Below are 20,700 nucleotides of genomic sequence, written 5' to 3' on the forward strand. Positions count from 1 at the left end.
TGCTGGTGCTGGTGCTGGTGCTGGTGCTGGTGCTGGCGCGGTGAGGGAGGCTGCCTGTCGTCACTGCCACCGTCGCCTGGTCAGACGCTGTCGGCCGTTCTCGGGCCGGCAGGCGTACGCGGCGCGGGTTCGGCGGGTGCCGCGGGCAGCCGGAGCCGTTTGAGGGCGAGGGCGTTGACGGCGACGATGATGCTGGAGCCGGACATGGACAGGGCGGCGATCTCGGGGCGCAGGACGAGGCCGAGGGTGGGTTCGAAGACGCCGGCGGCGATGGGCAGGGCGATGGAGTTGTAGCCGATGGCCCAGCCGAGGTTCTGGCGCATCTTGCGCAGGGTGCCGCGGCCGATGCGCAGGGCGGTGGGGACGTCGAGCGGATCGGAGCGCATCAGCACCAGGTCGGCCGTCTCGATGGCGACGTCGGTGCCGGCGCCGATGGCGATGCCGAGGTCGGCCTGGGCGAGGGCGGGGGCGTCGTTGACGCCGTCGCCGACCATGGCCACCGTGCGGCCGTCGGCCTGCAGTTCGGCGACCTTGGCGGCCTTGTCGCCGGGCAGGACCTCGGCGATCACGGTGTCGATGCCGAGTTGCTCGGCGATGCGGTCGGCGGTGGCCTGGTTGTCGCCAGTGAGCATGACCACCTCGACGCCGAGGGCGTGCAGTTCGGCGACGGCCTGCGCGGAGGTTGCCCGGGGCGCGTCGGCGATGCCGATGAGACCGGCGGCGCGGCCGTCGACGGCGGCGATGACGACGGTCCGGCCGGTGGTGGCCAACCCCTTGCGGCGCTGGTCCAGTTCGCCCAAGTCGATGCCTTCCCGCTCGGCCAGGCGGTGGCTGCCCACTATCACGCGGTGGCCGCCGACGTCGGCGATGGCGCCGTGGCCGGGGACGTTCTCGAAGCGCCCGGCGCGTACCCTGCCGACGCCGCGCGCGTCGGCGTGGCGGACGACGGCTTCGGCCAGTGGGTGTTCGGACTCCCGCTCCACCGCGGCGACGAGCCGTAGCAGACCGGTCTCGTCCGTGTCGTCGGCGGTGATGACGTCGGTCACCTCGGGCTCGCCCTTGGTCAGGGTTCCGGTCTTGTCCATGACGACGACCTGGATGCGGGCGGAGGCCTCCAGGCCCACGGCGTTCTTGAACAGCACCCCCCGCTTGGCGCCCAGCCCGGTGCCGACCATGATCGCGGTGGGGGTGGCCAGGCCCAGGGCGTCGGGGCAGGTGACGACCACGACCGTGATGGCGAACAGCATGGCCGTGCCCAGTGAGCGGTCGGTGGCCAGCAGCCAGACGGCCAGCGTCGCGGCGCCGCCGAGCAGGGCGACGAAGACCAGCCAGAACGCGGCCCGGTCGGCGAGGCGTTGCCCGGGCGCCTTGGAGTTCTGGGCCTGCTGGACCAGCTGGACGATCTGCGCGAGCGCGGTGTCGGCGCCGACTTTTGTGGCGCGGATGCGCAGGGTGCCGTTGGCGTTGATGGTCGCGCCGACCACCTGCGAGCCGACGGATTTGTGCACGGGCAGGCTCTCGCCGGTGACCATCGACTCGTCGACGTCGCTCTCGCCCTCTTCCACCACGCCGTCGACGGCGATCTTCGCGCCGGGGCGGACCAGCAGGAGGTCGCCCACCATCACCTCGGCGGTGGGGACCTCGACCGGCTCGCCGTCGCGCACCACCAGCGCCTTGGGCGGGGCGAGGTCGAGGAGGGTGCGGATGGCGTCGTTGGCGCCGCCGCGGGCGCGCATCTCGAACCAGTGGCCGAGCAGCACGAACGAGGCCAGCACGGTAGCCGCTTCGTAGAAGACGTCTCCGCCCCCGGCGAGAGTGACGATCAGTGAGTACGTCCAGCCGGAGCCGACGGCGACCGCGACCAGCACCATCATGTCCAGAGTGCGGGCGCGCAGGGCCCGCCAGGCGCCGTCGAAGAAGATCGTGCACGAGTAGAAGATCACCGGCAGGCTCAGCAGCAGCGCCCACACGTCCTCACGCAGACCGAACGGGACCGGTACGTCCAGTCCGAACACGTCCTTGCCGATCGGCGACCAGATGACGATGGGGATGGAGAACAGCACGGCCACCAGGAAGCGGTTGCGCATGTCCGACACCATCGCCGCCATTGACATGCCCGCGTGTCCGCCGTGGCCCATCACGTCGTGCGGAGAGGGCATCGCATCCGGTGCGGCGTGTGCCCCGTGCTCTTCACGGGCGACATGTCCCGCGTGCGCGGCGGGGATTGGCGGCTCGGCGACAACCGTATGTCCCTCATGGCCCACGGGTCCGGCTGCGGTGGCGGCACGGGGCGGATCCGGCTCGGCCATCGGATCGCACAGATGGGCCGGCACGGACTGGCCCGCGCAGTGGTAGCCGCACTCCTCCACCCAGCGGCGCAGCTCGGCCAGCGAGGTGAGGTTCGGGTCGAAGACCACGGTCGCCGTCTCCGCCACCGGGTTGACCTCGACCTCCAGCACCCCCGGACGGCGCCCCAGGGCGGCGGTGGCGACGTTCTGCTGGGATGCCCAGCGCAGCGCGCCCAGTTCGAGCACCGCGGTGCTGCGCTCCTTGCGGTGGCCCATCGGGTGATCCACGTGATGCTGCACGGGCGCTTCTCCTTCGAGTGACAGATGTGCGTGTGGAGCATCGGCCGCAGCCCCCGCCCGCAAACTAATGGCTTTAGTATTCATGCGCGAGTGCAGAACCGTCCCAGCGCGCTGACAGCCACGAGAAGGCTGGTGCCGGGACCGGGGTCGGCGCGTAGGCCCTGCAAGGCGCCCATGGCGAGCACGGCGATGGTGGGCAGGGCCCAGAACCAGCGCCGGGCACGCCGGGCGTTGATCACGTCCATCAGTGCCCCCTGGGGTTGCTGACCCGCACGTTGACCGTGATGGCGGCCACCGCCAGGAGCACGACCACCGCCGTGGCAGTGGCCACCTTCCGTTCCCGCCACCGGTCGTTTCGGACTGCGGTCGAGGAACGGCACCAGGAACGGCAGCCCGAAACGCACCGGCGATGGCAGGGGTGCGGTCACTGCTTGGTCAGACGGGGCCCGCCACTGCGCAGCACCTCGAAGCGGCGCCGGTACTCCTCCTCGTCGATCTCGCCGCGGGCGAACCGCTCGGCGAGCAGCTGCTCCGGCGTACCGGACACGGGGGAGGCAGGGGGTGCGGTCGAGGCACCGGTGTGCTCGGGCGGCCGGTTCACTGTGCGGAAGAGCAGGACTGCGGCGGCGATGATCAGGCCCCAGAAGACGATCATGCTCAGGGACATGCCGAACCATCCCCATCCGCTGAGGTCGTGGTCGATCCAGAACATCATGACGATCCCGTCTCGTAGGGAAGGGCGGAAGAACTCCGTCGGCCCGCGCTGGCGGCGGGGTACTACCAAGCTCCCTCGTAGAAGTGGGCGGCCGCATGGGCCGGCCGGCCCTATGGCCAGGACAAGCGACCCCTACGTGGTGGGGGTATCCGAGGCGAGGGTGGATGACAGGACATAGCCCGCGTCCCAGTAGGGGGCCAACATGACCTGGCGGCCGTGGATGTTCTTGACGACCGTGTCGTGCAGGAAGATCTCGGTGAGGTTCTCTGGTGCCGCGTGGACGATCTGCGGGAAGGTCTCGTCGAGGTCGTACTCGGCGACGAGTTGTGGCTTGGCCGGGTCGGTGATGTCCATGATGTCGACGTCCGTGCCTTCTTCGTTGTCGACGATCACGGCGTACGCCCTGCGGCCGGTGTCCCACGCGAACACGCTGTGGATCTGGCGGGCGATCTCCGTCGGCTCGCCTTCGAGCGTGAAGTCGCCGACGCCCTCGGCCGGCGTCTTCGGCTTGGTGGGGTCGGAGACGTCGTAGATGTTCATGCCGCCGTCGCCGCAGATCTCATTGTTGCTGACGAGGATGTCGCCGTTGAAGGACGGGGTGGACCGGTGCACCGTCTGGATGCCCTCGCCCGGGGTGTTGCCCGCCGGGGCCGGGATGAAGCCGACCTCCTTGGGCTTGCTGGGCTTGCGGATGTCAACGACGTGCACGCCAGTGTTGTCGCAGCCGACGCCGCCCCACGAGGCGAGGTAGGCGTAGGCCTTGGAGACGCCGACGTCGGCCATCTTCCCCTCGACAATGTTGCTCAGCTTGAGCTTGCTGATCAGACGGACGTTCTTCCGGGTGGCCGGCAGGTGTCCTCCGCTGCCACCGTGTTGGTCGTGGCCGTGTGTGGCCGCCGCGTTGTCGATGGCGCCGTCGGTTGCCGAAACCCCGTCATGTGCTTGGGCTGAACCGGCGAGAGCGGTCGAGGCGAAGAGCATCGCCGCGAACACGCCCACGCCGGCCCGTCTGTGGGTCTTGCGCATGCTTGACCTCCACTCGTGCGGCCGGGGTGACCGGCCCTTGACGAGGTGAAGCCGGTCATCAACTGACCGGCATCGCGGAGGTACTTAGTGGATTCATTAACCGAAGGGCGTTTAACCAGACTGTATTTTGCAGGGACTTGATGGGATTGATGCGCCGCAGGGCGATCGATTCCCCTTGCCTGTGAGTGGCGGTGTCCGCGGTGGTGGGTGCCATGGCCGGTCGACCTCCGCGATGCGCGGGCTGTCTGCGGTGCAGAGGTGCCTTCTTCTTCCGCCTGACGTCGACATGTAATACCCTCGGGGGGTATGGAGCACCTTGGACATGTCGAGGCCGAGCAGGCGTCACCGGGCTATCGCGACGACAAGGACGCCGTCCTCAAGCGACTCCGCCGCATCGAGGGGCAGGTGCGTGGACTGCAGCGCCTGGTGGAGGAGGATCAGTACTGCATCGACGTGCTCACCCAGGTCGCGGCCACTACCAAGGGCTTGCAGGCGGTGGCGATGCAGCTGCTGGAGAAGCACCTGGACCACTGTGTGCGCGAGGCCATGGTGGCCGGAGGGGATCTGGCTGAGCAGAGGGTCACCGAAGCTTCGCAGGCCATCGCGCGACTACTGCGGACCTGATCCCGGCCTGGGGCTCTGTGCGGTATGGGGGTGGACCCTTGGGCCCGGTCGACCGGGCGAGTCCAGCGGCTCGGGCGGCCTGATCTCAACGACGGAGCTGGCCTGAATCCCGCCGAGTGGGAGTGCTGCGAGTCCGACGGCGCCTTTCGCTTGTTGAGGATCGTGGAACCCCGAGGCGGGGGACCATCGGTCTCGGCCGGGAGGTGTCGAAGGGCTGACGCCGTCCTGGCCGGCAGGACGGCGTCAGTGACCTCCAGGGCGGGCAGGGGTGGGAGCTGGGGATGAGCGCCCTCTGCCCGGCGCGTGTCGTCAGTGGGCGACGGCCGAAATACGGCCGGACAGGGTGTAACTGCCGGCGCTGCCGACCGCGGCCCCGATGGCGGCGTCGTTCGGCTCCGCGGCGGAGACGACGGTGACCAGGCCGATGGCGGCGTCGGCCCTCACTGCGTTCACGCCGTCCACGGAGGAGACCGCCGCGCCGATCGACTGCTCGCAGTAGCCGCAGGCCATGCCTGTGAACGTGTACACGGTCATGATGCCGGCGGGCCCGCCGAGTGCCGTACGGACCGGTGGGTCGGGACGGGGAATTGGTGGCTGGAGATGCACCTGTCCATTAAGCCAGTTAGTATTGCGGGGCGTGAAAGGGATGGGACGTGTCCCCGTTTCGAGCCGCGCTGCTGCGTCGTCTGCCGGGCCCTGGAACTCCTTGGCGACCCGCAGCAGCGCGGTGTGTTCGCCGAGCAGCCACCGCGACACCGGAATGCCGACTGGGCGAAGGGGCAGGCGGGCAGAGCCCCGAACCGAAGTGGCACCACCGGCCGCGCGCACGGGCAGGGGAGGTTGACACGTCCTCCAAGAACGCCTGCCCGTGCGCGCACTCTCCGGCGGAGACGTTCGTCCTTGTCCACGGGATGGGCGGGCGCGGGCAGCACTGGCTGGAGAACACCCCGACCTTGCCCGCCGGGGCCGCGTGGTCGCCCTCGACCCGCCCGGCTTTGGCCGCTCCCAGCCGCCGAGGCCCGGTTACGCGCTCGACGGTTCGCCGATGCCGCTGCGGCGCTGTGCCGCGAACTGGAGCTGAAGCGCGTGGTGTTCCTGGGGCACTCGCTCGGTGGGCCGGACCGCCGTGCGTCATCCGGAGCTGGTGCGGGCGGTCGTGATGGTGGCCGGCGCCGTTGGCCTTTTCAGCAACGTACTGAGCGTCCGCCGGATACCGAAGGCCGTACGGGCCTCACCCGGTACGGTGGCCCCCACTCTCTTCGAAGTACTGACCGCCGGCCCGCCCCGCTGCGCCGCCGCATCGCCGCTTCGCCACAGCTGTGGCGGGCCGTCCTCCGGCCCTACCTGAGGGACCCTGTCCAGGTCCCCTCCGACACGGCGGCCCTGCTCGTCGACGGCGCTGGTGCTCGCGGTGTATGGCCGACGGTTCGTGCCGTGGTGGGGGAGGGCACCTTTGCGGGGATCGGGAAGGTGCGGTGCCCGGTCTTCTCGTGGTCAACGCCGACCGTGATCCCATCTCGCCCGTCTCGCGTCTGGTCGGCTTCGCGCGGGGCCGGAGCCCCGTTGGAGACCGTCGTCCTCGAAGGCACCGGCCGCATGTCGGTGCTGGAGCGCCCGGATGCGTTCAACATCGAGGTGGGGCGCTTCCTGGAGACGCTGGGCGATTGAGCGGCGTTCCGGAGACGGCGCAACGCCGAGGCGCCGGGCCGGAAGGGGGCGGGCGCCTCGGTCAACCGTGTTGCTCGCGCGCCTATGTGAAGGACCGCAGCCGCAGGCTGTTGGTCACCACGAAGACGGACGAGAAGGCCATCGCCGCGCCCGCGATCATCGGGTTGAGCATGCCGAAGGCGGCCAGCGGCAGAGCTGCCACGTTGTAGCCGAAGGCCCAGAAGAGGTTGCCCTTGATGGTGGCCAGGGTCCGGCGGGAGAGGCGGATCGCGTCGGCGGCCACGCGCAGGTCGCCGCGGACGAGGGTCAGGTCGCCCGCCTCGATGGCCGCATCCGTGCCGGTGCCCATGGCCAGGCCCAGGTCGGCGGTGGCGAGGGCGGCTGCGTCGTTGACGCCGTCACCGACCATGGCGACCGTACGTCCCTCGTCCTGCAGTCGCTTGACGACGTCGACCTTGTCCTGGGGCAGGACTTCGGCGATCACCTCGTCGATGCCGACGGAGCGGGCGACCGACTCCGCGACGAGCTGGTTGTCGCCGGTCAGCAGGACGGGCTTGAGGCCCAGTCGGCGCAGTTCGGCCACGGCCTCGGCGCTGGTCTCCTTGATGCCGTCGGCGACGGTGAGGACGCCGCGTGCCTCGCCGTCCCAGGCGACGGCGACCGCCGTACGTCCCTCGGCCTCGGCGGCGGCCTTGGCCTCGGCGAGCTCTTGGGGCAGGTCGATGACCCACTCCTTGAGGAGCTTCTCTCGGCCGACGAGGACGGCGTGACCGTCGACGACGCCCTGGACGCCGAGGCCGGCGACGTTCTCGAAGTTCTCCGGCACCGGCAGGCTTCCGGCCCGCTCGGCTGCACCGGCGGCGATGGCCTGCGCTATCGGGTGTTCGGAGGCGTGCTCCAACGCGCCTGCCAGCAGCAGCAGTTCGTCCTTGTCCACGTCCGGTGCGGTGAAGACGTCCGTCAGCTGCATCCGGCCCGTGGTCACCGTGCCGGTCTTGTCGAGGACGACGGTGTCGACGCGGCGGGTGGACTCCAGGACCTCGGGGCCCTTGATGAGGATGCCCAGCTGGGCGCCGCGGCCGGTGCCGACCATGAGGGCGGTCGGGGTGGCCAGCCCCAGCGCGCACGGGCACGCGATGATCAGCACCGCGACGGCAGCCGTGAACGCGGCGGTGGCGTCACCCGTCACGAACAGCCAGGTCAGCAAGGTACCGAGGGCGATGAGGATGACGACAGGCACGAAGACCGCCGAGATCCGGTCGGCGAGGCGCTGCACCTCGGCCTTGCCGTTCTGCGCGTCCTCGACCAGCCGGGCCATCCGCGCGAGTTGCGTGTCGGTGCCGATGCGGGTCGCCTCGACGACCAGACGGCCGCCCGCGTTCACCGTTGCGCCGGTCACGGCATCGCCCACCGTCACATCCACCGGCACGGACTCACCGGTCAGCATGGACGCGTCCACCGCGGACATGCCCTCGACGACAGTCCCGTCGGTCGCGACCTTCTCCCCGGGGCGTACGACGAAGATGTCGCCGACCGCCAACTGCCCGACCGGGATGCGTATTTCCTGGCCGGCGCGCAGCACCGAGACGTCCTTCGCGCCCAGCTCCAGCAGCGCCCGCAGCGCCGCACCCGACTTCCGCTTGGCGCGGGCCTCCAGGTAGCGCCCGGCGAGGATGAAGGTGGTCACTCCGGCCGCCGCCTCCAGATAGATGGACGAGGAGCCGTCCGTGCGGGAGACGGTGAACTCGAAGGCATGCCGCATGCCCATCATGCCCGCGTGCCCGAAGAACAGCGCCCACAGAGACCAGCCGAACGCGGCGAGCGTGCCGATCGACACCAGCGTGTCCATGGTCGCGGCGCCGTGCCGGGCGTTCGTCCAGGCAGCCCGGTGGAAGGGCAATGCTCCCCAGACCACGACCGGAGCGGCCAGAGTCAGTGACAGCCACTGCCAGTTGTCGAACTGCAGCGACGGCACCATCGCCATGAGCACCACGGGGACAGTGAGCACCAGTGACACGTACAGGCGCTGGCGCAGCGACAGCAGCTCACCGTCGGCCGCCGGGGCGGCCTCGCCCTCGCTCTTGCCGGTGGTGGCGGGTGGGGGCGGCTCCTCGGCGGTGTAGCCGGTCTTTTCGACGGTGGCGATGAGGTCGGCGACCTGGACGCCTTCCGGGTAGGCGACCTTCGCCTTCTCGGTGGCGAAGTTGACGGTCGCGGTGACGCCGTCCATGCGGTTGAGCTTCTTCTCGATGCGGGCCGCGCACGAGGCGCAGGTCATCCCGCCGATCGCAAGCTCGACCTCGGAGGAGGGCGCGGGCGCTGTGCCGGGAAGGGCCTTCTCGGGAGCCGTGCTGGTCATGGGCGTATCTCCAGGGGGAGGCCGGGACGCACGGCGTCCGTATCAGCGGAGCGGCGCGTCCCGGCGCGGGGAGGAATTCGCGTATCCGGGCTGTGAGCCCGGGGAGCTGTCAGGCGCGGCCGACGAGCTCGTAACCGGCCTCGTCGACGGCGGCGCGGACGGCCTCCTCATCCAGCGGGGCGGCGGAGGTGACGGTCACCTCGCCGGTCTTGGCGACGGCCGTGACCGCGCTGACGCCGTCCAGAGCGGAGATCTCCTTGGAGACCGCGCCCTCGCAGTGGCCGCAGGTCATGCCGGACACCTTGAAGACGGTGGTGGTGGCACCCGTGCCCTCGATCTGGACGTCGGACGTGGTGCCGGAGCCGCAGCCGCCGGACCCGCAGCAGGAGCTGGTGCTGGTGTTCGTCTCGGTGGTCATGGCTTCTTCCTCCGGTGTGGGTGCGTGGGATCGCTCGCCGGCAGAGGGGGTGTTCACCCCTCCGACCGATGCCAACACTATACCCCCTGGGGGTATTTCGCCACCGCTGGTTCTGCCCGCACGATCTGTTTGAAAGGCGCCCAGCCCGCTAATTCACTTAGTAGGCATCGCGACCTGCGACGACAACTTCACATCGAGGCGACGGTGAGCGGGAACCCGGTGAGAATCCGGGACGGTCCCACCACTGCGACTGCGGTTGCCCCGGAGTCAGACACTGACCCGTCATCCACCCGCTGCGAGACGGCCTGATCGCCACAGCGGCGGTGATCCTTGCCCTGGTCGCTCTGGACGCGATCTTCCTGGACCAGGGCGCGCTGCTGTCGCCGGTGCTGGGCAAGATCGCGGCATCCCAGCTTTCTCTGAACTACGCGGAAACCAAGCCAGGGACGTGGGCCTGCCCCGCCGGGCAGCGGCCAAGGAGACAGACCACGCTCAGGTGATCATGCTCGACTCGTCTGCTCCGTCTTGGGTGTGACTATCGCTGGCCCTACCGGCGCCATCACGTCCACCGTGCCGTCGGGCCCGACGGTGACTCTCAGCGGGCGTCCGCCGACTTGGAGTCCGCTCACTGGCAGAGGCCCGTACGCGTGCGCGAACGCGGGCACAACGGTCACCGTGCCGCTGGGCACGTCCGGCTCGAGGTCGAGGGCGGCCTGAAGTACGAGGACCGACGCTGCAGATGCCCATGCCTGCGGTCGGCACGAGGCGGGGTAGGGCGCAGGGCGCGAGCCGCCTTCGGCTGCGTGGCCGGCGAAGAGTTCGGTCAGGCCGAGGGTGTCCAGCAGCGGGGCGAAGGCGGGGATCTCGTTGCTCTTGTCGGCGACCTGGCGCTGGGCGAGGACGTCTCCGGTGTGGGTCATGGCGGCCGGCAGGGCGATGGCCGGGAAGGTGGCGGTGCGCGAGCCGCGTACGGTCTTGCCGTCCACGGCGATCGGCCGCCGCGCGCCCGCGACGGTGGGGGTATTCCGGGCAGTGAGGAAGGAGCCGATCGCGGCGTCCAGCGCATCACCGTCCAGACGGGCCAGCAGCCGGCGCACGGTGCCCGGGTGTGGCACCGGGATCCGGCCGGTCAGCGGGTCGGGCGCGAAGCCCAGGGCTCGCAACGCCCAGCGCGGAGCGTCGGCGAGCCATTCACCGATCGCGGTCAGCGACCGTGCACCGGCCAGGACGCTCGCCGCGGCGGCCGACAGCAGCGGGACCAGCGGGTACAAGCGGCCCCGGCGACCCCTCGGGTCGGGTACGAGGGCCAGGTAGTGGTGCAGTCGCACGGCATCGGCGACGGGCGCGGCGGCTTCGGCGCGGGTCAGTTGGTCCAGCACGCAGGGCATGGGAGATGATGCGGGGGCAGGCACGGTCTCGCTCGGTTCTCATGGGTCTCGACAACCACACGATCACCGGCGCCGTGCCTGCTCTGTTACCGGCCCCAGACCAAGACATGACGGCACGTCACGGATCACTGCTCCGAACCCGGACCGATCGCTTTCATACAAAGCCCCTGGTCCCGCCGGAACCCGCTGACCAGTGGCCTCGGCCGGACCCGCGCCAAGCTGCGGACCCTCGCCGGCTCGGCCGATTGCCGCTCAACCGTTGCTCGCGGCTCTTTTCAAATGCCATCAAGGCAACAATTACAGGAGGATCATCCACCCGTCATCAAATTGGAAAAGGGCCGGCCCGGATTCCGGAGCAGCTACGAAGCCTGCGGTTCGTCAGTGTTGGGATCAGCGCTTCCAGCCGACCCGAGCAAGGTCCAGTCGTGCTTACGCGAGAACTCTCGGAACTCCTCCGAATCCAAGTCCATCGCCTTACCCTTGGCTTGAAGCTCAACCATATCTTCGATGAAGTGCTCGAAACCTCCGGGAACCGAGATCTGCAGAAGACGCGGCACGGTCTCCCCTACCGTCTTAACCGCATGGGGAATCCCTGCAGGCAGGAACATAAAACTACCCGGGCCGACCTCATGCTGCTCGTCGTCAAAGGTCACCCGTAGCGTGCCTTCCAGCAGGAAGAAGAGTTCGTCGGCGGTTTCGTGGATGTGGAGTGGGAGGTCGTGGTTCACGGAGACCTCAAGGACTGAGTACTGGCCGTCGGTATGGGCGGCGCCCGCTTTGAGCAAGTAGATCGGTGCGATGTTGACGCGAGTTTCCAGACCCTCGCCTGGTCCAAGTTTGATGAATCGAGCCTTCTGCGAGGATCGATCGGAATTGGTCTGCTCTGCATTCATCTTTGGAACTCCTTTTCTCGTGATTCGATCACTTGTACAACGCCGGTGGGGCGGTCAGGGCGGAGAAAGTAAGAAGTGGGGCGGGCGATGGGGCCCGGTTGTCTGTGACGAACCGGGCCTCCGTACATGGGAATCGGAGCGGATGGCGGCTTCAGAGGCTGTACGGGCCGAAGCGTCCCCAGGCCACCAGTACGGCAAGGATCAGCAGGACGGCGTTGAGGCCGATCGCGGGGAATTCCTTCTTGCGGGCGTGGTACGTCGCGGCCAGCAGCATTGTTATACCGAGGCCGACGGCGGCCAGTGGTGTCAGCACGGTGGCGATACCGGTGGCCGCGGGCAGGATCAGCCCGAGGGCGCCGGCGAATTCCACGATGCCGATGAAGCGGACGGTGCCGGCTGAGAAGTCGGCGACCCAGGGCAGCTTCTCGACGAGCTTGTCCTTGGGCCGGGTGGTTTTCATGACACCGGCCATGGCGAACATGACGGCCAGTACGGCCTGCACGATCCACAGGAAGATGTTCATCAGGGGTGGAGTCCTTCGGGGAGAGAGCGAGGGAGGGGGCGCGGCGGAGCGGGCTGCTAGCCGAGGAGGCTGCCGCCGGTGGCGTCGAGGGAGGCTCCGGTGATCCAGCGCGCCCGGTCGGTGACGAGGAAGACCACCACATTGGCGACCTCCTCCGGCTCACCGAGGCGCTTGAACGCCGACAGCTGCGACATCTGTTCGCGCGCCCCGGGCATCTGGAAGACCGCGCTGCCGTTGTCCGTGAGACCGGGGAGCACGCTGTTGACCGTGATGTGCCGAGGGGCGAGGTGCCGGGCGAAGTGCAGCGTGAGCTGGTCGAGCGCGCCCTTGGACATCGCGTAGACGACCTGCGACGGCTCAGCCATGCGCGTGACCGCGGAGGAGATGTTGATGATGCGTCCGCCGTCCGGGATCAGCCCGAGAGCTCGCTGGACGAGGAGGAAGGGGGCCTTGGCGTTGACTGCGAAGATCTCGTCGATCTGCTCGGCGGACACCTCTTCCGGGGCGCTGCCGGCGGGCATCGTCGCGGCGGCGTTGTTCACCAGGATGTCGAGGACGGTCTCGCCGGTGTGTTCGCGCAGTCCGGCCTCCAGCTGGTGGAACAGCTGGTCGACGGCGCCGGGCGTGCCCAGTTCCGCGCCGACGGCAAAGGCCCGTCCGCCGTCCTTCTCGATAAGGTCGACGGTCTGCTGGGCGGCCTGTTTGTCGCGCCCGTAGTGCACGGCGGCCAGGGCCCCCTCGCGGGCGAGGCCGAGGGCGGTGGCCCGGCCGATGCCGCGGCTGGATCCGGTGACAAGAGCGGTCTTGCCGCTGAGCGTGCTGGTCATGCTGGTGTCCTCGCGGTGTTCGGGAAGTGGGGGGGGTGGTGGGGGTGTCAGCCGTTGAAGACGGCTTCGGCCTGGTCGCGGCGCTCGTACAGGTCCCAGTACAGGGGCGCGACCTGCTCGGGGCCGGCCGAGGGGATGCCCTCGGGGCCGCCCTCGCCGAGCCAGGTGTTGATGGCAATGTGCGCGGCGTGGATACCGGATCCCGCCAACTCGTTGTGCAGGTTGAGCACCCAGTTGCGCAGGGCGCCAGCGGTGGCGTTGACATTGCCGAACATGGGGACGGGGTGGATCGATCCGCCGCCGGTGGTGAACAGCAGCGTCCCCATGCCGGCCTCGCGCATCACTGAAGACCTGCTTGGCGGCGAGAACACGGTCGTCGTCCGAGTCTCAAGCTCGTTGAACAACCGGCTCATCGCGCGGGGCTACTACGACGACATACCTGACGTCGGAATGAGGCTCTTCGGAAGGGACGGCCATACACACATCACGCGGGTGCGCGATCACGGCCTCGTGGGACCGGTGCGACGGCTCACTCAATGAGGAGACTCAACCACCCCGACCTGCTGCAGGGACGAGTCAGGGGCCGCGTTGGTCTGGAGGATGGTCATGACCCTCTGGTCGAACAACCAACCGTCGTCCGTCCTGACCAGTCGATCCTCGAAGCGCTCGATGGCGATGACGAGCCCGCCGCTCACGACCTCGCGCGGGACCTGACGGAACACCATCATGAACGACAGCTAGGTCGCCTCGTCGCCCTCGATGGTGATGAGGTTGTCGGTCGTGGCATGAACGGTCGTTCCCAAACGTCCCGTCACCCCGAAGCCGATGTTCACAGGCGCGCCCAGTTGCTGGGTGTCGAAGTAGGCTTCGATGGCCGGCCTGCCCTCGAAGCGCTCGTCCCGAGCCACGAACACACCGTTCTCCACGAAGGTCGCGGCCAATTCACTGTTTCGCTTCTGGGAGTCCAGGTGATTGAAGCGTGCGGTCAGTTCACGGATGGCCAGCTCGTCGGCAGTCTTGCCAGGCATGTGGATTCCTCCCTTGTCGGCCGTGGGCGGCGCTGTCAGGCGCCGCCCACATCCTGTTGTTCACCTGCTGCGGGTCACTGCTTCCAGAAGCCTTCGAGGTGGTAGGGGTCTTTGACCTCGTCGAAGCCGATGGGGCGGAGTGTGTAGTCGCAGGTGAGGGTGCGGTAGGGGCCGGTCAGACCGCGTGCTTCCCACTCGGAGGGGTCCTCGTGGAGTTCGGTCTTGTGGATCATCTCCCGGGCGATGGCGCCCTCGGTGACTATGTCGACGAGCGGGTCGCCGTCGAAGTGGATCTGGTGGGTGAGCATGTGATGGTCGTCGTGGGTGATGTGCGCGTGGATGTGCCTGGCGCGGGAGTTGGCCCGTCCCAGCATGAGCAGGAGGTTGTCGAGCAGGCTGCCCGGCACCGCCGAGGCTTCCTCGCCGGGTACGACGGTGCGGTACTCGTAGCGGCCTTCGGCATCCGTGACGATCTTGCCGCGCAGGTGGTACTTGGGGAGGTCGAAGCCGACGACGTCGAGGCCGTCCAGGGGTCCCGCCTGCTCGGGTGTCAGGCCCGAGTACTGGCCGTTGGCGGTGGTCTGCCAGAGATCGATGACCGCGCCGGGCAGCGGTTTGCCCGAGGTGGACCGTACGGTGCCGGACACGATCAGGGTCTCGCCGGGCTCGTCGGGTGCCATCGGCAGCACGCCGGGGTTGCCGATCTGCGGTGCCCCGGGGACGTAGGCGGGCCCGGTCGCCATCCAGGTGGAGGCGCCGTCCTTCTCCGGGTGGGCGTAGGCCCTGCCGTAACTGACTTCCATCGTGCGGTTGGCGAGGAGCTGGATCGTCGCCAGCGGGAACTCCCCTGACGCGACCAGCTTCGTCACGTAGGTGATGGCCTGGCCCAGCTCCTCGAACGTGATGCCCTGCCTGAGCGCCACGTCCCCGAACGTCTTCTGGAGATCGTCGAACACGACGCGCAGGCGCTGGTTGAACGCGATGTCGGTGTGGGGGGTGTCGGTTGTTGTCATGTCACTCCAGTCCGGCGTCGCCGTCGGGGGACGGCGCGCCTAAGGTCGGACAGCTGTGGTGCATGAGGTGGGTGTGGATCATGGGGTGGGTCATCCTCGTGTGCTCCAGACGAGGGGGCTTTGCGGATCCAGGTGTCGTCCTCGATTTCTGGACGAGGAAGTGGGCGAGGTCGGCGCGGTTGATCCGGGCGCCGGGCTTTTCGGTGCCGGCCTCGGCGGCCCGTAGGGGGCCGCTGAGGGGCTTGTCGGTGAGGGCGACGGCGCGGGCCAGGGTCCAGTCGATGCCGGACGAGGCGCGGACGGCCTGGTCGAGGGCGGTGTGGTCTTCGAAGCCCGCCTTGATGTTCGACAGCTTGAAGCGGACCTCGCGGAGCGACTCGCCCCCAGGCAAAGTTGACAGTGTGTGGATCACGGCAGGGATGAGGTCGGGTGAGCTGATGGCGGGGCGGCTGAGGGCTCGGCAACGCGGGCTGCGCTGCCGGGCCGCGGAGGCTCGTGGGCTTTCCCGCTCGACTACCGTCGGGGCACGGCTGTGCGTCCGGGGCCGCACCCCGCGCGGTGTCCTATTGGGCCGGTAGGGGAGCACCTGCCCAGCCGTTACCTCAGGCGGCGTCGTACTCGGGGAAGAGCTGCTCGACGCGGTCACGCTTGGTGTACATGTCCCAGTACTGGTCGGCCAGCGCGTCCGGGTCGACGTGCGGGCCCGTGCCGGAGCCGGTCTTGGCCAGGCTCCTCGCGGCGAGTTCGCCCATCTCGCTCCGGGCGATGAACGCGGCGATGGACAGGGTGCCGGCGTAGATGCCGGCGTCGGCCAGCTCGCCGTTGAGCGAGAAGAGCCAGTTGCGGGCGGCTGCCATGAGCGGGCCGACGCCGCTGGCGAAGGGGCGCGGGGAGCCGGCCGTGGCGCCGGTGGTCATCAGGAAGGCGCCATCGCCGCGCTCGTTCCACTCCGGCAGCACAGCCTGGGCCACCTCGACCGGGGTGAGCAGGAGCAGCGGGCTGTCCTTGCGCAGAGTGGCCGCGTCCAGCTTCGCGGCGGGAGCGAAGGCCTGCTCGCCGCTGATCGGACCGTACTCGACCACGTCGATGCGACCGAAGTGGTCACGGATGGCCTGGACCGTGGCGCCGGCCTGCTCGGGCTTGGACAGGTCGGCGGTGAAACCGGCCGCGTCGATGCCTTCGGCCTTCAGCTCCTCGACGAGGGCGTCGAGACGCTCCTTGCCGCGGGCGACGAGCGCCACACGGAAACCCTCGCGGGCAAAGCGGCGCGCGACGGAGGCGCCGAGGCCCTTGCCGGCGCCGAAGATGGCGATCACCTTGGACATGGGATGTTCTCCCCTTCACTGTTCGGATTGCGGTGCGGTGGTGGGGTGGGGTGGAACAGCGTCCGGTTCATGTCGGACCGCCCGAGGGCGTCAGCCGCGGGTGTTCCAGACCAGGGGCGCCCTGCGGATCCAATCGTCGTCCTCGATCGTCTGGACGAGGAACTGGGCGAGGTCGGCGCGGTTGATCCGTGCGCCGGGCTTTTCGGTGCCGGCCTCGGCGGCCCGTACGGGGCCACTGAGGGGCTTGTCGGTGAGGGCGACGGCACGGGCCAGGGTCCAGTCGATGCCGGACGTGGCGCGGACGACCTGGTCGAGGCCGGTGTGGTCCGCGAAGCCCGCCTTGACGTTCGACAGGTTGATGAACGCCTTGACCAGCGGGTTGAGCCGGGCCCAGTCGTCGCCGGCGCCCTGCGTGGACGTCAGCACGATGCGGGGTATGCCCTGTTCGCGCATGACGGTGAGCGTGTTGCGGGCGGCGTCGGTCATGAACGTCGGCGGGCTGACCGGCTTGGCCCACGGGTTGTCGGAGGCGCGGGCGTTGGCCAGCGCGCTGATCACCCCCTGGGTGCCTTCGGCGGCCCGGCGGATGTCGTCGATGTCCGCGGGCGTGCCCTGGATCAGCTCGACGCCGGCCGGTGCCTGCACCGTGTCGGGGTTGCGGACCAGGGCGCGGACGCGGTGGCCGCGCCGGGCCGCGTGCTCCAGGACGTGGGCGCCGGTGCGGCCACTGCCGCCGAGGACCAGGAGGTTACTCATGGTGATCAAACGCCTTTCGGGCAGTTCAGGGGTGGATCAGGCGGCCTGTCGGCCGGTCAGGGCAGAGCCCAGGCGGCGGGCCTCGTCGTGCGCCTTGGTCATGGACGCCTCGTGCACCGGCAGCAGCGGGGCCATCATCGGCACGTACGGGGCCATGGTCAGTTCGGGCAGGACCGTCGTCAGGTCGAGGCCGAGGTTGGCCGTGTGGCCCAGGACGGTTTCCAGCGTCGGCACCAGGTGGTCCATGCCGTGCTTGGGGGCGCCGGGGCCGTAGCCGCCGCCGCGCGCGGAGATCAGCACGGCCGGGCGGCCGAGGGTGGGAGGGGGTCCGTCGAAGCTCAGGGTGCGCCCGGCGACCATGATCTGGTCCAGCCATGCCTTGAACACGGACGGCATCGTGAGGTTGTACATCGGCACGGTGAAGAGGTAGGCGTCGGCGCCGAGGAACTCCTCGATCAGCTCGTCCTGGACCGCCGCGGCCTTCGCCTGTTCGGGGGTGTGCTCGGCGGGGTCGGTGGTGCGGGCGGTGATGCCCGCCGCGCTGAGGTGCGGGGCGGGGGAGGCGGCCAGGTCGCGGTGGACGACCGGGCCCTTCCACTCGTCACGGAAGGACCGGGCGACCTGACGGGAGACGGATGCCTCGTCGAGCGAGGAGGCGTCGATGTGCAGCAGGTAGGACATGGACAACTCAGCCTTTCGAAACGATCAAGGGTGGGTCGGGGGGCGGATCGGGGGGTGAACGGTGGAGGTCAGCTGCGGGCCGGTACGGCGCAGCCGTCGGGGCCGCAGACCGCAGCGTCGCCGTCGGTCGTCAGGGTGAGCGGGTGGGACTCGTCCCAGGCCGTGCGCAGCACGTCGAGAAGGCCGTCGCTGTCCTGCGCTCCGGGGATGCCGTACCTGCCGTCGATGACGATGAAGGGCGCGCCGGTGGCGCCCAGGCGCTGGGCGCGGGCGGCATCGTCGCTCACCTGCCGCTGGTAGCGGTGCTCGGTGAGCGCCCGGCGGGTGCTCTCGCGGTCCAGGCCGATCTCCTGGCCCAGGTCGAGCAGGTCGTCCATGCTGAAGACGGGGCGGGCCCGGCCGAAGTAGGCGCGGAAGATCGTGTCCCAGGCTTCGCGGTTCTTGCCCTCGGCGGAGGCGTGGGCGAGGAACTCGTGCGCCAGGTCGGTGTTGCCGACCAGGTTGTCCAGCACCTGGTAGGGGCGGAGTCCCTCGGCCTCGGCCAGCGCCTCGATCCGGCGCGTGGACGCCTCGGCCTGGGAGCCGCCCATGCCGTGCCGGCGCAGCAGCGCGTCACGGACGCTGAACGTCTCATCCACGGGGAAGGAACTGCTCAGCGGGAACGAGTGGTGGACGACCTCCACCTCATTGCCGTGCTCGAACCGCTCCACAGCCCGGTCCAGACGGTGGCTGCCCAGTCCGCACCAGGGGCAGGTGACCTCGGCCCAGATCTCGATCTTCATGACGCGCCTCCCATGCCTGCGCTGTGATTCCTACGTTTTGTTCGTAGCGCCATGATGGGCCAGTATGGAAGTCGATACAAAAGGCACATCGGTGTTCGTGCCGGAGAGGAATGTGTGTCATGGAGGTCACCGGCAGTTCGGGCGGCGCGGCGGCGGTGGGGCCCTGTGCCCGCATCCCCGCCGAGCACATGGAGTTCATCCGGCAGGTCCTCGACCGCGTCGGCGACAAGTGGAGCCTGCTGCTCATCGCGGTCGTGGAGGCCGGCCCGCTGCGCTACACCGACCTGCAGCGCCAGGTCCCCGGAATCTCCCAGCGGATGCTCACCCTCACGCTCCGCCAGCTCCACGAGGACGGTCTGATCACCCGCACCGCGTACGCGGAGGTTCCACCGCGCGTCGAGTACGCGCTCACCCCGCTGGGGCGCGGCCTCCACGAGATCGTGACCTCCCTGATCGGCTGGGCCACCGACCACCATGACGAGATCCGCGCGCACCGGGCCCGCGCCGCGGCACCAGCAGCCCGGTCCTGACCGCAGGATCAGCGATCGGCTGTCGGCGTCGGGGGCAGCGCGGATGCCCGACGCATCGTCTAGATAGATCACATCGGGCCGACATTGACACACTGTGCCATCTGATGCATGTTGGGCCACATGCCGAGAGCGAGCGGACCGTCGGCCAGGTCCTCTTCACCGGGGTCAACAGCGGCTTCGGTCCGGGCCGGATGCACGTACCGATGCCGAACACCGCACTGTCCGGCCTCGGCAACCATGACGCCGACGCGCCCGGCGCACCGGGAGCCGCCCCCGACAGCCGGGCGCCTCGCTCGGCAGACCCTGCTGAACACCCTCGTCACCACGGCGGTGGCCGGTCCCATGGCCATTCGAGGCGTCTCGCCGGGCAACCAGGCCAACGGCGCCGCCACCGTCGCCACGGTCCAGCTGGGGACCGGTGTGGAGCAGACGGCCGCCGTTCGTCCGCATGTCGGCTGACTTGTCAGAGGGCTGGCACGAGTCGACCACGGCCGAGCCGGCATTCACGCACTAGGGAACGAGAGCGAGCAGTGTTCAAAGAATTCATGGGTCTCCCCCTGCACCCGCTTGCGGTGCACGCGGCGGTAGTGCTCATCCCGTTGCTGGCGCTGGGCGCTGCTGGATACGCCATGCTGCCCCGGTTCCGCCCCCAGTTGGGCTGGGTGGTGTGGGTGCTCGCGGTGGTGACTCCTCTCATGGCGATCGTCGCCCGGGAGTCCGGTGAAAGCCTGCAGGAGGTGGTCACCGAGAAGCACTACCCGAGCAGCGTGCTTCACAAGGTGGCGCAACACGCGGACTACGCCGACACGTTGCAGCTTCTCAGTCTGGGACTCGGCATAACGACCATTCTGTTGTTGCTGCAGGTTCGATCGAAGCGCGGAGCCCGTATGCCACGCTGGGCGCCTGCGGCGCTCGTGGTCGTCGTGGTGGGCCTCTCCGGCCTCAATCTCGTCTACTCGTACCTGGCCGGTGACTCGGGCGCCAAGCTGGTCTGGACCGGCGTGCTCTGACGCGCCGTCGGGCTTCGCCGGCGGTCAGGCAGTTCGCCGCCGTCCACGCAGGACGGGGTGGCGGTGGACGGCCTGACCGGAAACGCCGGAGCGGTTCGAACCGCTGCCCGGGGCCTGCGAATGGGGGGCGTGGGCCGAGGGCGTGACGGACGGCTGATCGTCGCGACCAGCTCCACACCGGTCTGGCCTTCGACGGCATTCAGCGTCCGTGGGAGCGTCGAGGCGGCTGCTCCGCCGCCCGCCAGTGCCCCGGTCGTCCCGTCCGACCTCGCTCCGCGGTGCTGAGAAGCCTCATTGCCGTTCTCACCGAGTTCGCGCCGGGTGCTGACATGCGCGGCCGCTGGGGTACCGGGGGAGAAGGGCGGGACGTCGGCGATCACCAGCGTCGGTGCCGAATCCGACGCCTTTGGCGTGCGGCGGCGTGGGTCTGTCGAGCGTGCGGGCGACCCGTGCCTACGTCGGTGCCGCGCGGTCAGTGCAGGTCCCGCCGGAAAGTTCTCGGGGTGGGCGAGCTGGCTGCCGGTTTCCATGCGCTGCCCGGCGCGT

At 69.3% G+C, this 20,700-nt stretch carries 25 protein-coding genes; 5 read left to right on the forward strand and 20 right to left on the reverse strand.

The window, feature by feature from the left end; all coding sequences use genetic code 11:
* Nucleotides 1-80 precede the first annotated feature (80 nt).
* From ACWC09_RS21825 to ACWC09_RS21840, 4 genes are all read right to left on the reverse strand, one after another.
* On the reverse strand, nt 81-2,588 hold the full coding sequence (locus tag ACWC09_RS21825; protein WP_450852229.1) for a heavy metal translocating P-type ATPase: 2,508 nt from the start codon (nt 2,586-2,588) through the stop codon (nt 81-83).
* An 80-nt stretch (nt 2,589-2,668) separates the two neighbouring features.
* Complete coding sequence (locus tag ACWC09_RS21830; protein ID WP_450852230.1) at nt 2,669-2,833, reverse strand: hypothetical protein; 165 nt, start codon at nt 2,831-2,833, stop codon at nt 2,669-2,671.
* Nucleotides 2,834-3,012: 179 nt separating this feature from the next.
* A complete protein-coding gene (locus ACWC09_RS21835) occupies nt 3,013-3,300 on the reverse strand; it encodes an SHOCT domain-containing protein (RefSeq protein ID WP_450852231.1) in 288 nt (95 codons plus the stop codon).
* Nucleotides 3,301-3,435: 135 nt separating this feature from the next.
* Nucleotides 3,436-4,329, reverse strand: coding sequence for an LVIVD repeat-containing protein (locus tag ACWC09_RS21840; RefSeq protein ID WP_450852232.1), 894 nt, complete (start codon nt 4,327-4,329; stop codon nt 3,436-3,438).
* Between the two features lie 306 nt (nt 4,330-4,635).
* Between ACWC09_RS21840 and ACWC09_RS21845 the strand changes: the two genes are divergently transcribed.
* Nucleotides 4,636-4,953, forward strand: a complete 318-nt coding sequence (locus ACWC09_RS21845; protein WP_450852233.1) for a metal-sensitive transcriptional regulator — start codon at nt 4,636-4,638, stop codon at nt 4,951-4,953.
* A gap of 309 nt (nt 4,954-5,262) precedes the next feature.
* On the opposite strand, the gene ACWC09_RS21850 is transcribed toward ACWC09_RS21845, so the two are convergent.
* From ACWC09_RS21850 to ACWC09_RS21860, 3 genes are all read right to left on the reverse strand, one after another.
* Nucleotides 5,263-5,481, reverse strand: a complete 219-nt coding sequence (locus tag ACWC09_RS21850) for a heavy-metal-associated domain-containing protein (protein WP_450852234.1) — start codon at nt 5,479-5,481, stop codon at nt 5,263-5,265.
* A gap of 1,222 nt (nt 5,482-6,703) precedes the next feature.
* Nucleotides 6,704-8,980 carry a heavy metal translocating P-type ATPase gene (locus ACWC09_RS21855; RefSeq protein WP_450852235.1) on the reverse strand — a complete coding sequence of 759 codons (2,277 nt, stop codon included), beginning with the start codon at nt 8,978-8,980 and terminating at the stop codon, nt 6,704-6,706.
* Nucleotides 8,981-9,089: 109 nt separating this feature from the next.
* Nucleotides 9,090-9,398 carry a heavy-metal-associated domain-containing protein gene (locus tag ACWC09_RS21860; protein WP_450852236.1) on the reverse strand — a complete coding sequence of 103 codons (309 nt, stop codon included), beginning with the start codon at nt 9,396-9,398 and terminating at the stop codon, nt 9,090-9,092.
* A 323-nt stretch (nt 9,399-9,721) separates the two neighbouring features.
* Here ACWC09_RS21860 and ACWC09_RS21865 point away from each other — a divergent pair, with 323 nt between their 5' ends.
* Nucleotides 9,722-9,898 carry a hypothetical protein gene (locus tag ACWC09_RS21865; RefSeq protein WP_450852237.1) on the forward strand — a complete coding sequence of 59 codons (177 nt, stop codon included), beginning with the start codon at nt 9,722-9,724 and terminating at the stop codon, nt 9,896-9,898.
* On the opposite strand, the gene ACWC09_RS21870 is transcribed toward ACWC09_RS21865, so the two are convergent.
* From ACWC09_RS21870 to ACWC09_RS21930, 13 genes are all read right to left on the reverse strand, one after another.
* Nucleotides 9,899-10,777 carry a transposase family protein gene (locus tag ACWC09_RS21870; RefSeq protein ID WP_450852238.1) on the reverse strand — a complete coding sequence of 293 codons (879 nt, stop codon included), beginning with the start codon at nt 10,775-10,777 and terminating at the stop codon, nt 9,899-9,901.
* A gap of 368 nt (nt 10,778-11,145) precedes the next feature.
* Nucleotides 11,146-11,679 (reverse strand): cupin domain-containing protein, encoded by a 534-nt coding sequence (locus ACWC09_RS21875; RefSeq protein ID WP_450852239.1) that lies wholly within the window; start codon nt 11,677-11,679, stop codon nt 11,146-11,148.
* 151 nt (nt 11,680-11,830) lie between these two features.
* Nucleotides 11,831-12,202, reverse strand: coding sequence for a DoxX family protein (locus tag ACWC09_RS21880; RefSeq protein ID WP_450852240.1), 372 nt, complete (start codon nt 12,200-12,202; stop codon nt 11,831-11,833).
* Nucleotides 12,203-12,258: 56 nt separating this feature from the next.
* Complete coding sequence (locus ACWC09_RS21885) at nt 12,259-13,029, reverse strand: SDR family NAD(P)-dependent oxidoreductase (RefSeq protein WP_450852241.1); 771 nt, start codon at nt 13,027-13,029, stop codon at nt 12,259-12,261.
* A 47-nt stretch (nt 13,030-13,076) separates the two neighbouring features.
* Complete coding sequence (locus ACWC09_RS21890) at nt 13,077-13,370, reverse strand: hypothetical protein (RefSeq protein WP_450852242.1); 294 nt, start codon at nt 13,368-13,370, stop codon at nt 13,077-13,079.
* 192 nt (nt 13,371-13,562) lie between these two features.
* Nucleotides 13,563-13,757, reverse strand: a complete 195-nt coding sequence (locus ACWC09_RS21895) for a hypothetical protein (RefSeq protein WP_450852243.1) — start codon at nt 13,755-13,757, stop codon at nt 13,563-13,565.
* Nucleotides 13,758-13,766: 9 nt separating this feature from the next.
* Nucleotides 13,767-14,057, reverse strand: a complete 291-nt coding sequence (locus ACWC09_RS21900) for a nuclear transport factor 2 family protein (protein ID WP_450852244.1) — start codon at nt 14,055-14,057, stop codon at nt 13,767-13,769.
* A 74-nt stretch (nt 14,058-14,131) separates the two neighbouring features.
* On the reverse strand, nt 14,132-15,070 hold the full coding sequence (locus ACWC09_RS21905) for a dioxygenase family protein (RefSeq protein WP_450852245.1): 939 nt from the start codon (nt 15,068-15,070) through the stop codon (nt 14,132-14,134).
* Nucleotide 15,071: 1 nt separating this feature from the next.
* Entirely contained in the window at nt 15,072-15,461 is a 390-nt protein-coding gene (locus tag ACWC09_RS21910) for an NAD(P)H-binding protein (RefSeq protein ID WP_450852246.1), read from the reverse strand.
* 211 nt (nt 15,462-15,672) lie between these two features.
* On the reverse strand, nt 15,673-16,395 hold the full coding sequence (locus ACWC09_RS21915) for an SDR family NAD(P)-dependent oxidoreductase (protein WP_450852247.1): 723 nt from the start codon (nt 16,393-16,395) through the stop codon (nt 15,673-15,675).
* 90 nt (nt 16,396-16,485) lie between these two features.
* On the reverse strand, nt 16,486-17,151 hold the full coding sequence (locus tag ACWC09_RS21920; RefSeq protein WP_450852248.1) for an NAD(P)-dependent oxidoreductase: 666 nt from the start codon (nt 17,149-17,151) through the stop codon (nt 16,486-16,488).
* 36 nt (nt 17,152-17,187) lie between these two features.
* The gene (locus tag ACWC09_RS21925; RefSeq protein ID WP_450852249.1) at nt 17,188-17,832 is read right to left on the reverse strand and encodes an FMN-dependent NADH-azoreductase; all 645 of its coding nucleotides are present in this window, start codon (nt 17,830-17,832) and stop codon (nt 17,188-17,190) included.
* A 68-nt stretch (nt 17,833-17,900) separates the two neighbouring features.
* Nucleotides 17,901-18,614 (reverse strand): DsbA family oxidoreductase, encoded by a 714-nt coding sequence (locus ACWC09_RS21930; RefSeq protein ID WP_450852250.1) that lies wholly within the window; start codon nt 18,612-18,614, stop codon nt 17,901-17,903.
* 119 nt (nt 18,615-18,733) lie between these two features.
* Here ACWC09_RS21930 and ACWC09_RS21935 point away from each other — a divergent pair, with 119 nt between their 5' ends.
* From ACWC09_RS21935 to ACWC09_RS21945, 3 genes are all read left to right on the forward strand, one after another.
* Nucleotides 18,734-19,144, forward strand: a complete 411-nt coding sequence (locus tag ACWC09_RS21935) for a winged helix-turn-helix transcriptional regulator (protein WP_387533094.1) — start codon at nt 18,734-18,736, stop codon at nt 19,142-19,144.
* Between the two features lie 237 nt (nt 19,145-19,381).
* Nucleotides 19,382-19,603, forward strand: a complete 222-nt coding sequence (locus ACWC09_RS21940) for a hypothetical protein (protein ID WP_450852251.1) — start codon at nt 19,382-19,384, stop codon at nt 19,601-19,603.
* 86 nt (nt 19,604-19,689) lie between these two features.
* On the forward strand, nt 19,690-20,154 hold the full coding sequence (locus tag ACWC09_RS21945) for a DUF2231 domain-containing protein (protein ID WP_207921682.1): 465 nt from the start codon (nt 19,690-19,692) through the stop codon (nt 20,152-20,154).
* The last annotated feature ends 546 nt before the right edge of the window (nt 20,155-20,700 follow it).

The organism is Streptomyces sp. NPDC001617 (genome assembly GCF_053596855.1).

Coding starts and splice junctions, on each gene's coding strand:
- ACWC09_RS21830 (WP_450852230.1), bottom strand. CDS start 2,833: ATGGACGTGATCAACGCCCGGCGTGCCCGGCGCTGGTTCTGGGCCCTG.
- ACWC09_RS21835 (WP_450852231.1), bottom strand. CDS start 3,300: ATGTTCTGGATCGACCACGACCTCAGCGGATGGGGATGGTTCGGCATG.
- ACWC09_RS21840 (WP_450852232.1), bottom strand. CDS start 4,329: ATGCGCAAGACCCACAGACGGGCCGGCGTGGGCGTGTTCGCGGCGATG.
- ACWC09_RS21845 (WP_450852233.1), top strand. CDS start 4,636: ATGGAGCACCTTGGACATGTCGAGGCCGAGCAGGCGTCACCGGGCTAT.
- ACWC09_RS21855 (WP_450852235.1), bottom strand. CDS start 8,980: ATGACCAGCACGGCTCCCGAGAAGGCCCTTCCCGGCACAGCGCCCGCG.
- ACWC09_RS21860 (WP_450852236.1), bottom strand. CDS start 9,398: ATGACCACCGAGACGAACACCAGCACCAGCTCCTGCTGCGGGTCCGGC.
- ACWC09_RS21875 (WP_450852239.1), bottom strand. CDS start 11,679: ATGAATGCAGAGCAGACCAATTCCGATCGATCCTCGCAGAAGGCTCGA.
- ACWC09_RS21880 (WP_450852240.1), bottom strand. CDS start 12,202: ATGAACATCTTCCTGTGGATCGTGCAGGCCGTACTGGCCGTCATGTTC.
- ACWC09_RS21885 (WP_450852241.1), bottom strand. CDS start 13,029: ATGACCAGCACGCTCAGCGGCAAGACCGCTCTTGTCACCGGATCCAGC.
- ACWC09_RS21890 (WP_450852242.1), bottom strand. CDS start 13,370: ATGCGCGAGGCCGGCATGGGGACGCTGCTGTTCACCACCGGCGGCGGA.
- ACWC09_RS21895 (WP_450852243.1), bottom strand. CDS start 13,757: ATGATGGTGTTCCGTCAGGTCCCGCGCGAGGTCGTGAGCGGCGGGCTC.
- ACWC09_RS21900 (WP_450852244.1), bottom strand. CDS start 14,057: ATGCCTGGCAAGACTGCCGACGAGCTGGCCATCCGTGAACTGACCGCA.
- ACWC09_RS21905 (WP_450852245.1), bottom strand. CDS start 15,070: ATGACAACAACCGACACCCCCCACACCGACATCGCGTTCAACCAGCGC.
- ACWC09_RS21915 (WP_450852247.1), bottom strand. CDS start 16,395: ATGTCCAAGGTGATCGCCATCTTCGGCGCCGGCAAGGGCCTCGGCGCC.
- ACWC09_RS21920 (WP_450852248.1), bottom strand. CDS start 17,151: ATGAGTAACCTCCTGGTCCTCGGCGGCAGTGGCCGCACCGGCGCCCAC.
- ACWC09_RS21925 (WP_450852249.1), bottom strand. CDS start 17,832: ATGTCCTACCTGCTGCACATCGACGCCTCCTCGCTCGACGAGGCATCC.
- ACWC09_RS21930 (WP_450852250.1), bottom strand. CDS start 18,614: ATGAAGATCGAGATCTGGGCCGAGGTCACCTGCCCCTGGTGCGGACTG.
- ACWC09_RS21935 (WP_387533094.1), top strand. CDS start 18,734: ATGGAGGTCACCGGCAGTTCGGGCGGCGCGGCGGCGGTGGGGCCCTGT.
- ACWC09_RS21940 (WP_450852251.1), top strand. CDS start 19,382: ATGACGCCGACGCGCCCGGCGCACCGGGAGCCGCCCCCGACAGCCGGG.
- ACWC09_RS21945 (WP_207921682.1), top strand. CDS start 19,690: ATGGGTCTCCCCCTGCACCCGCTTGCGGTGCACGCGGCGGTAGTGCTC.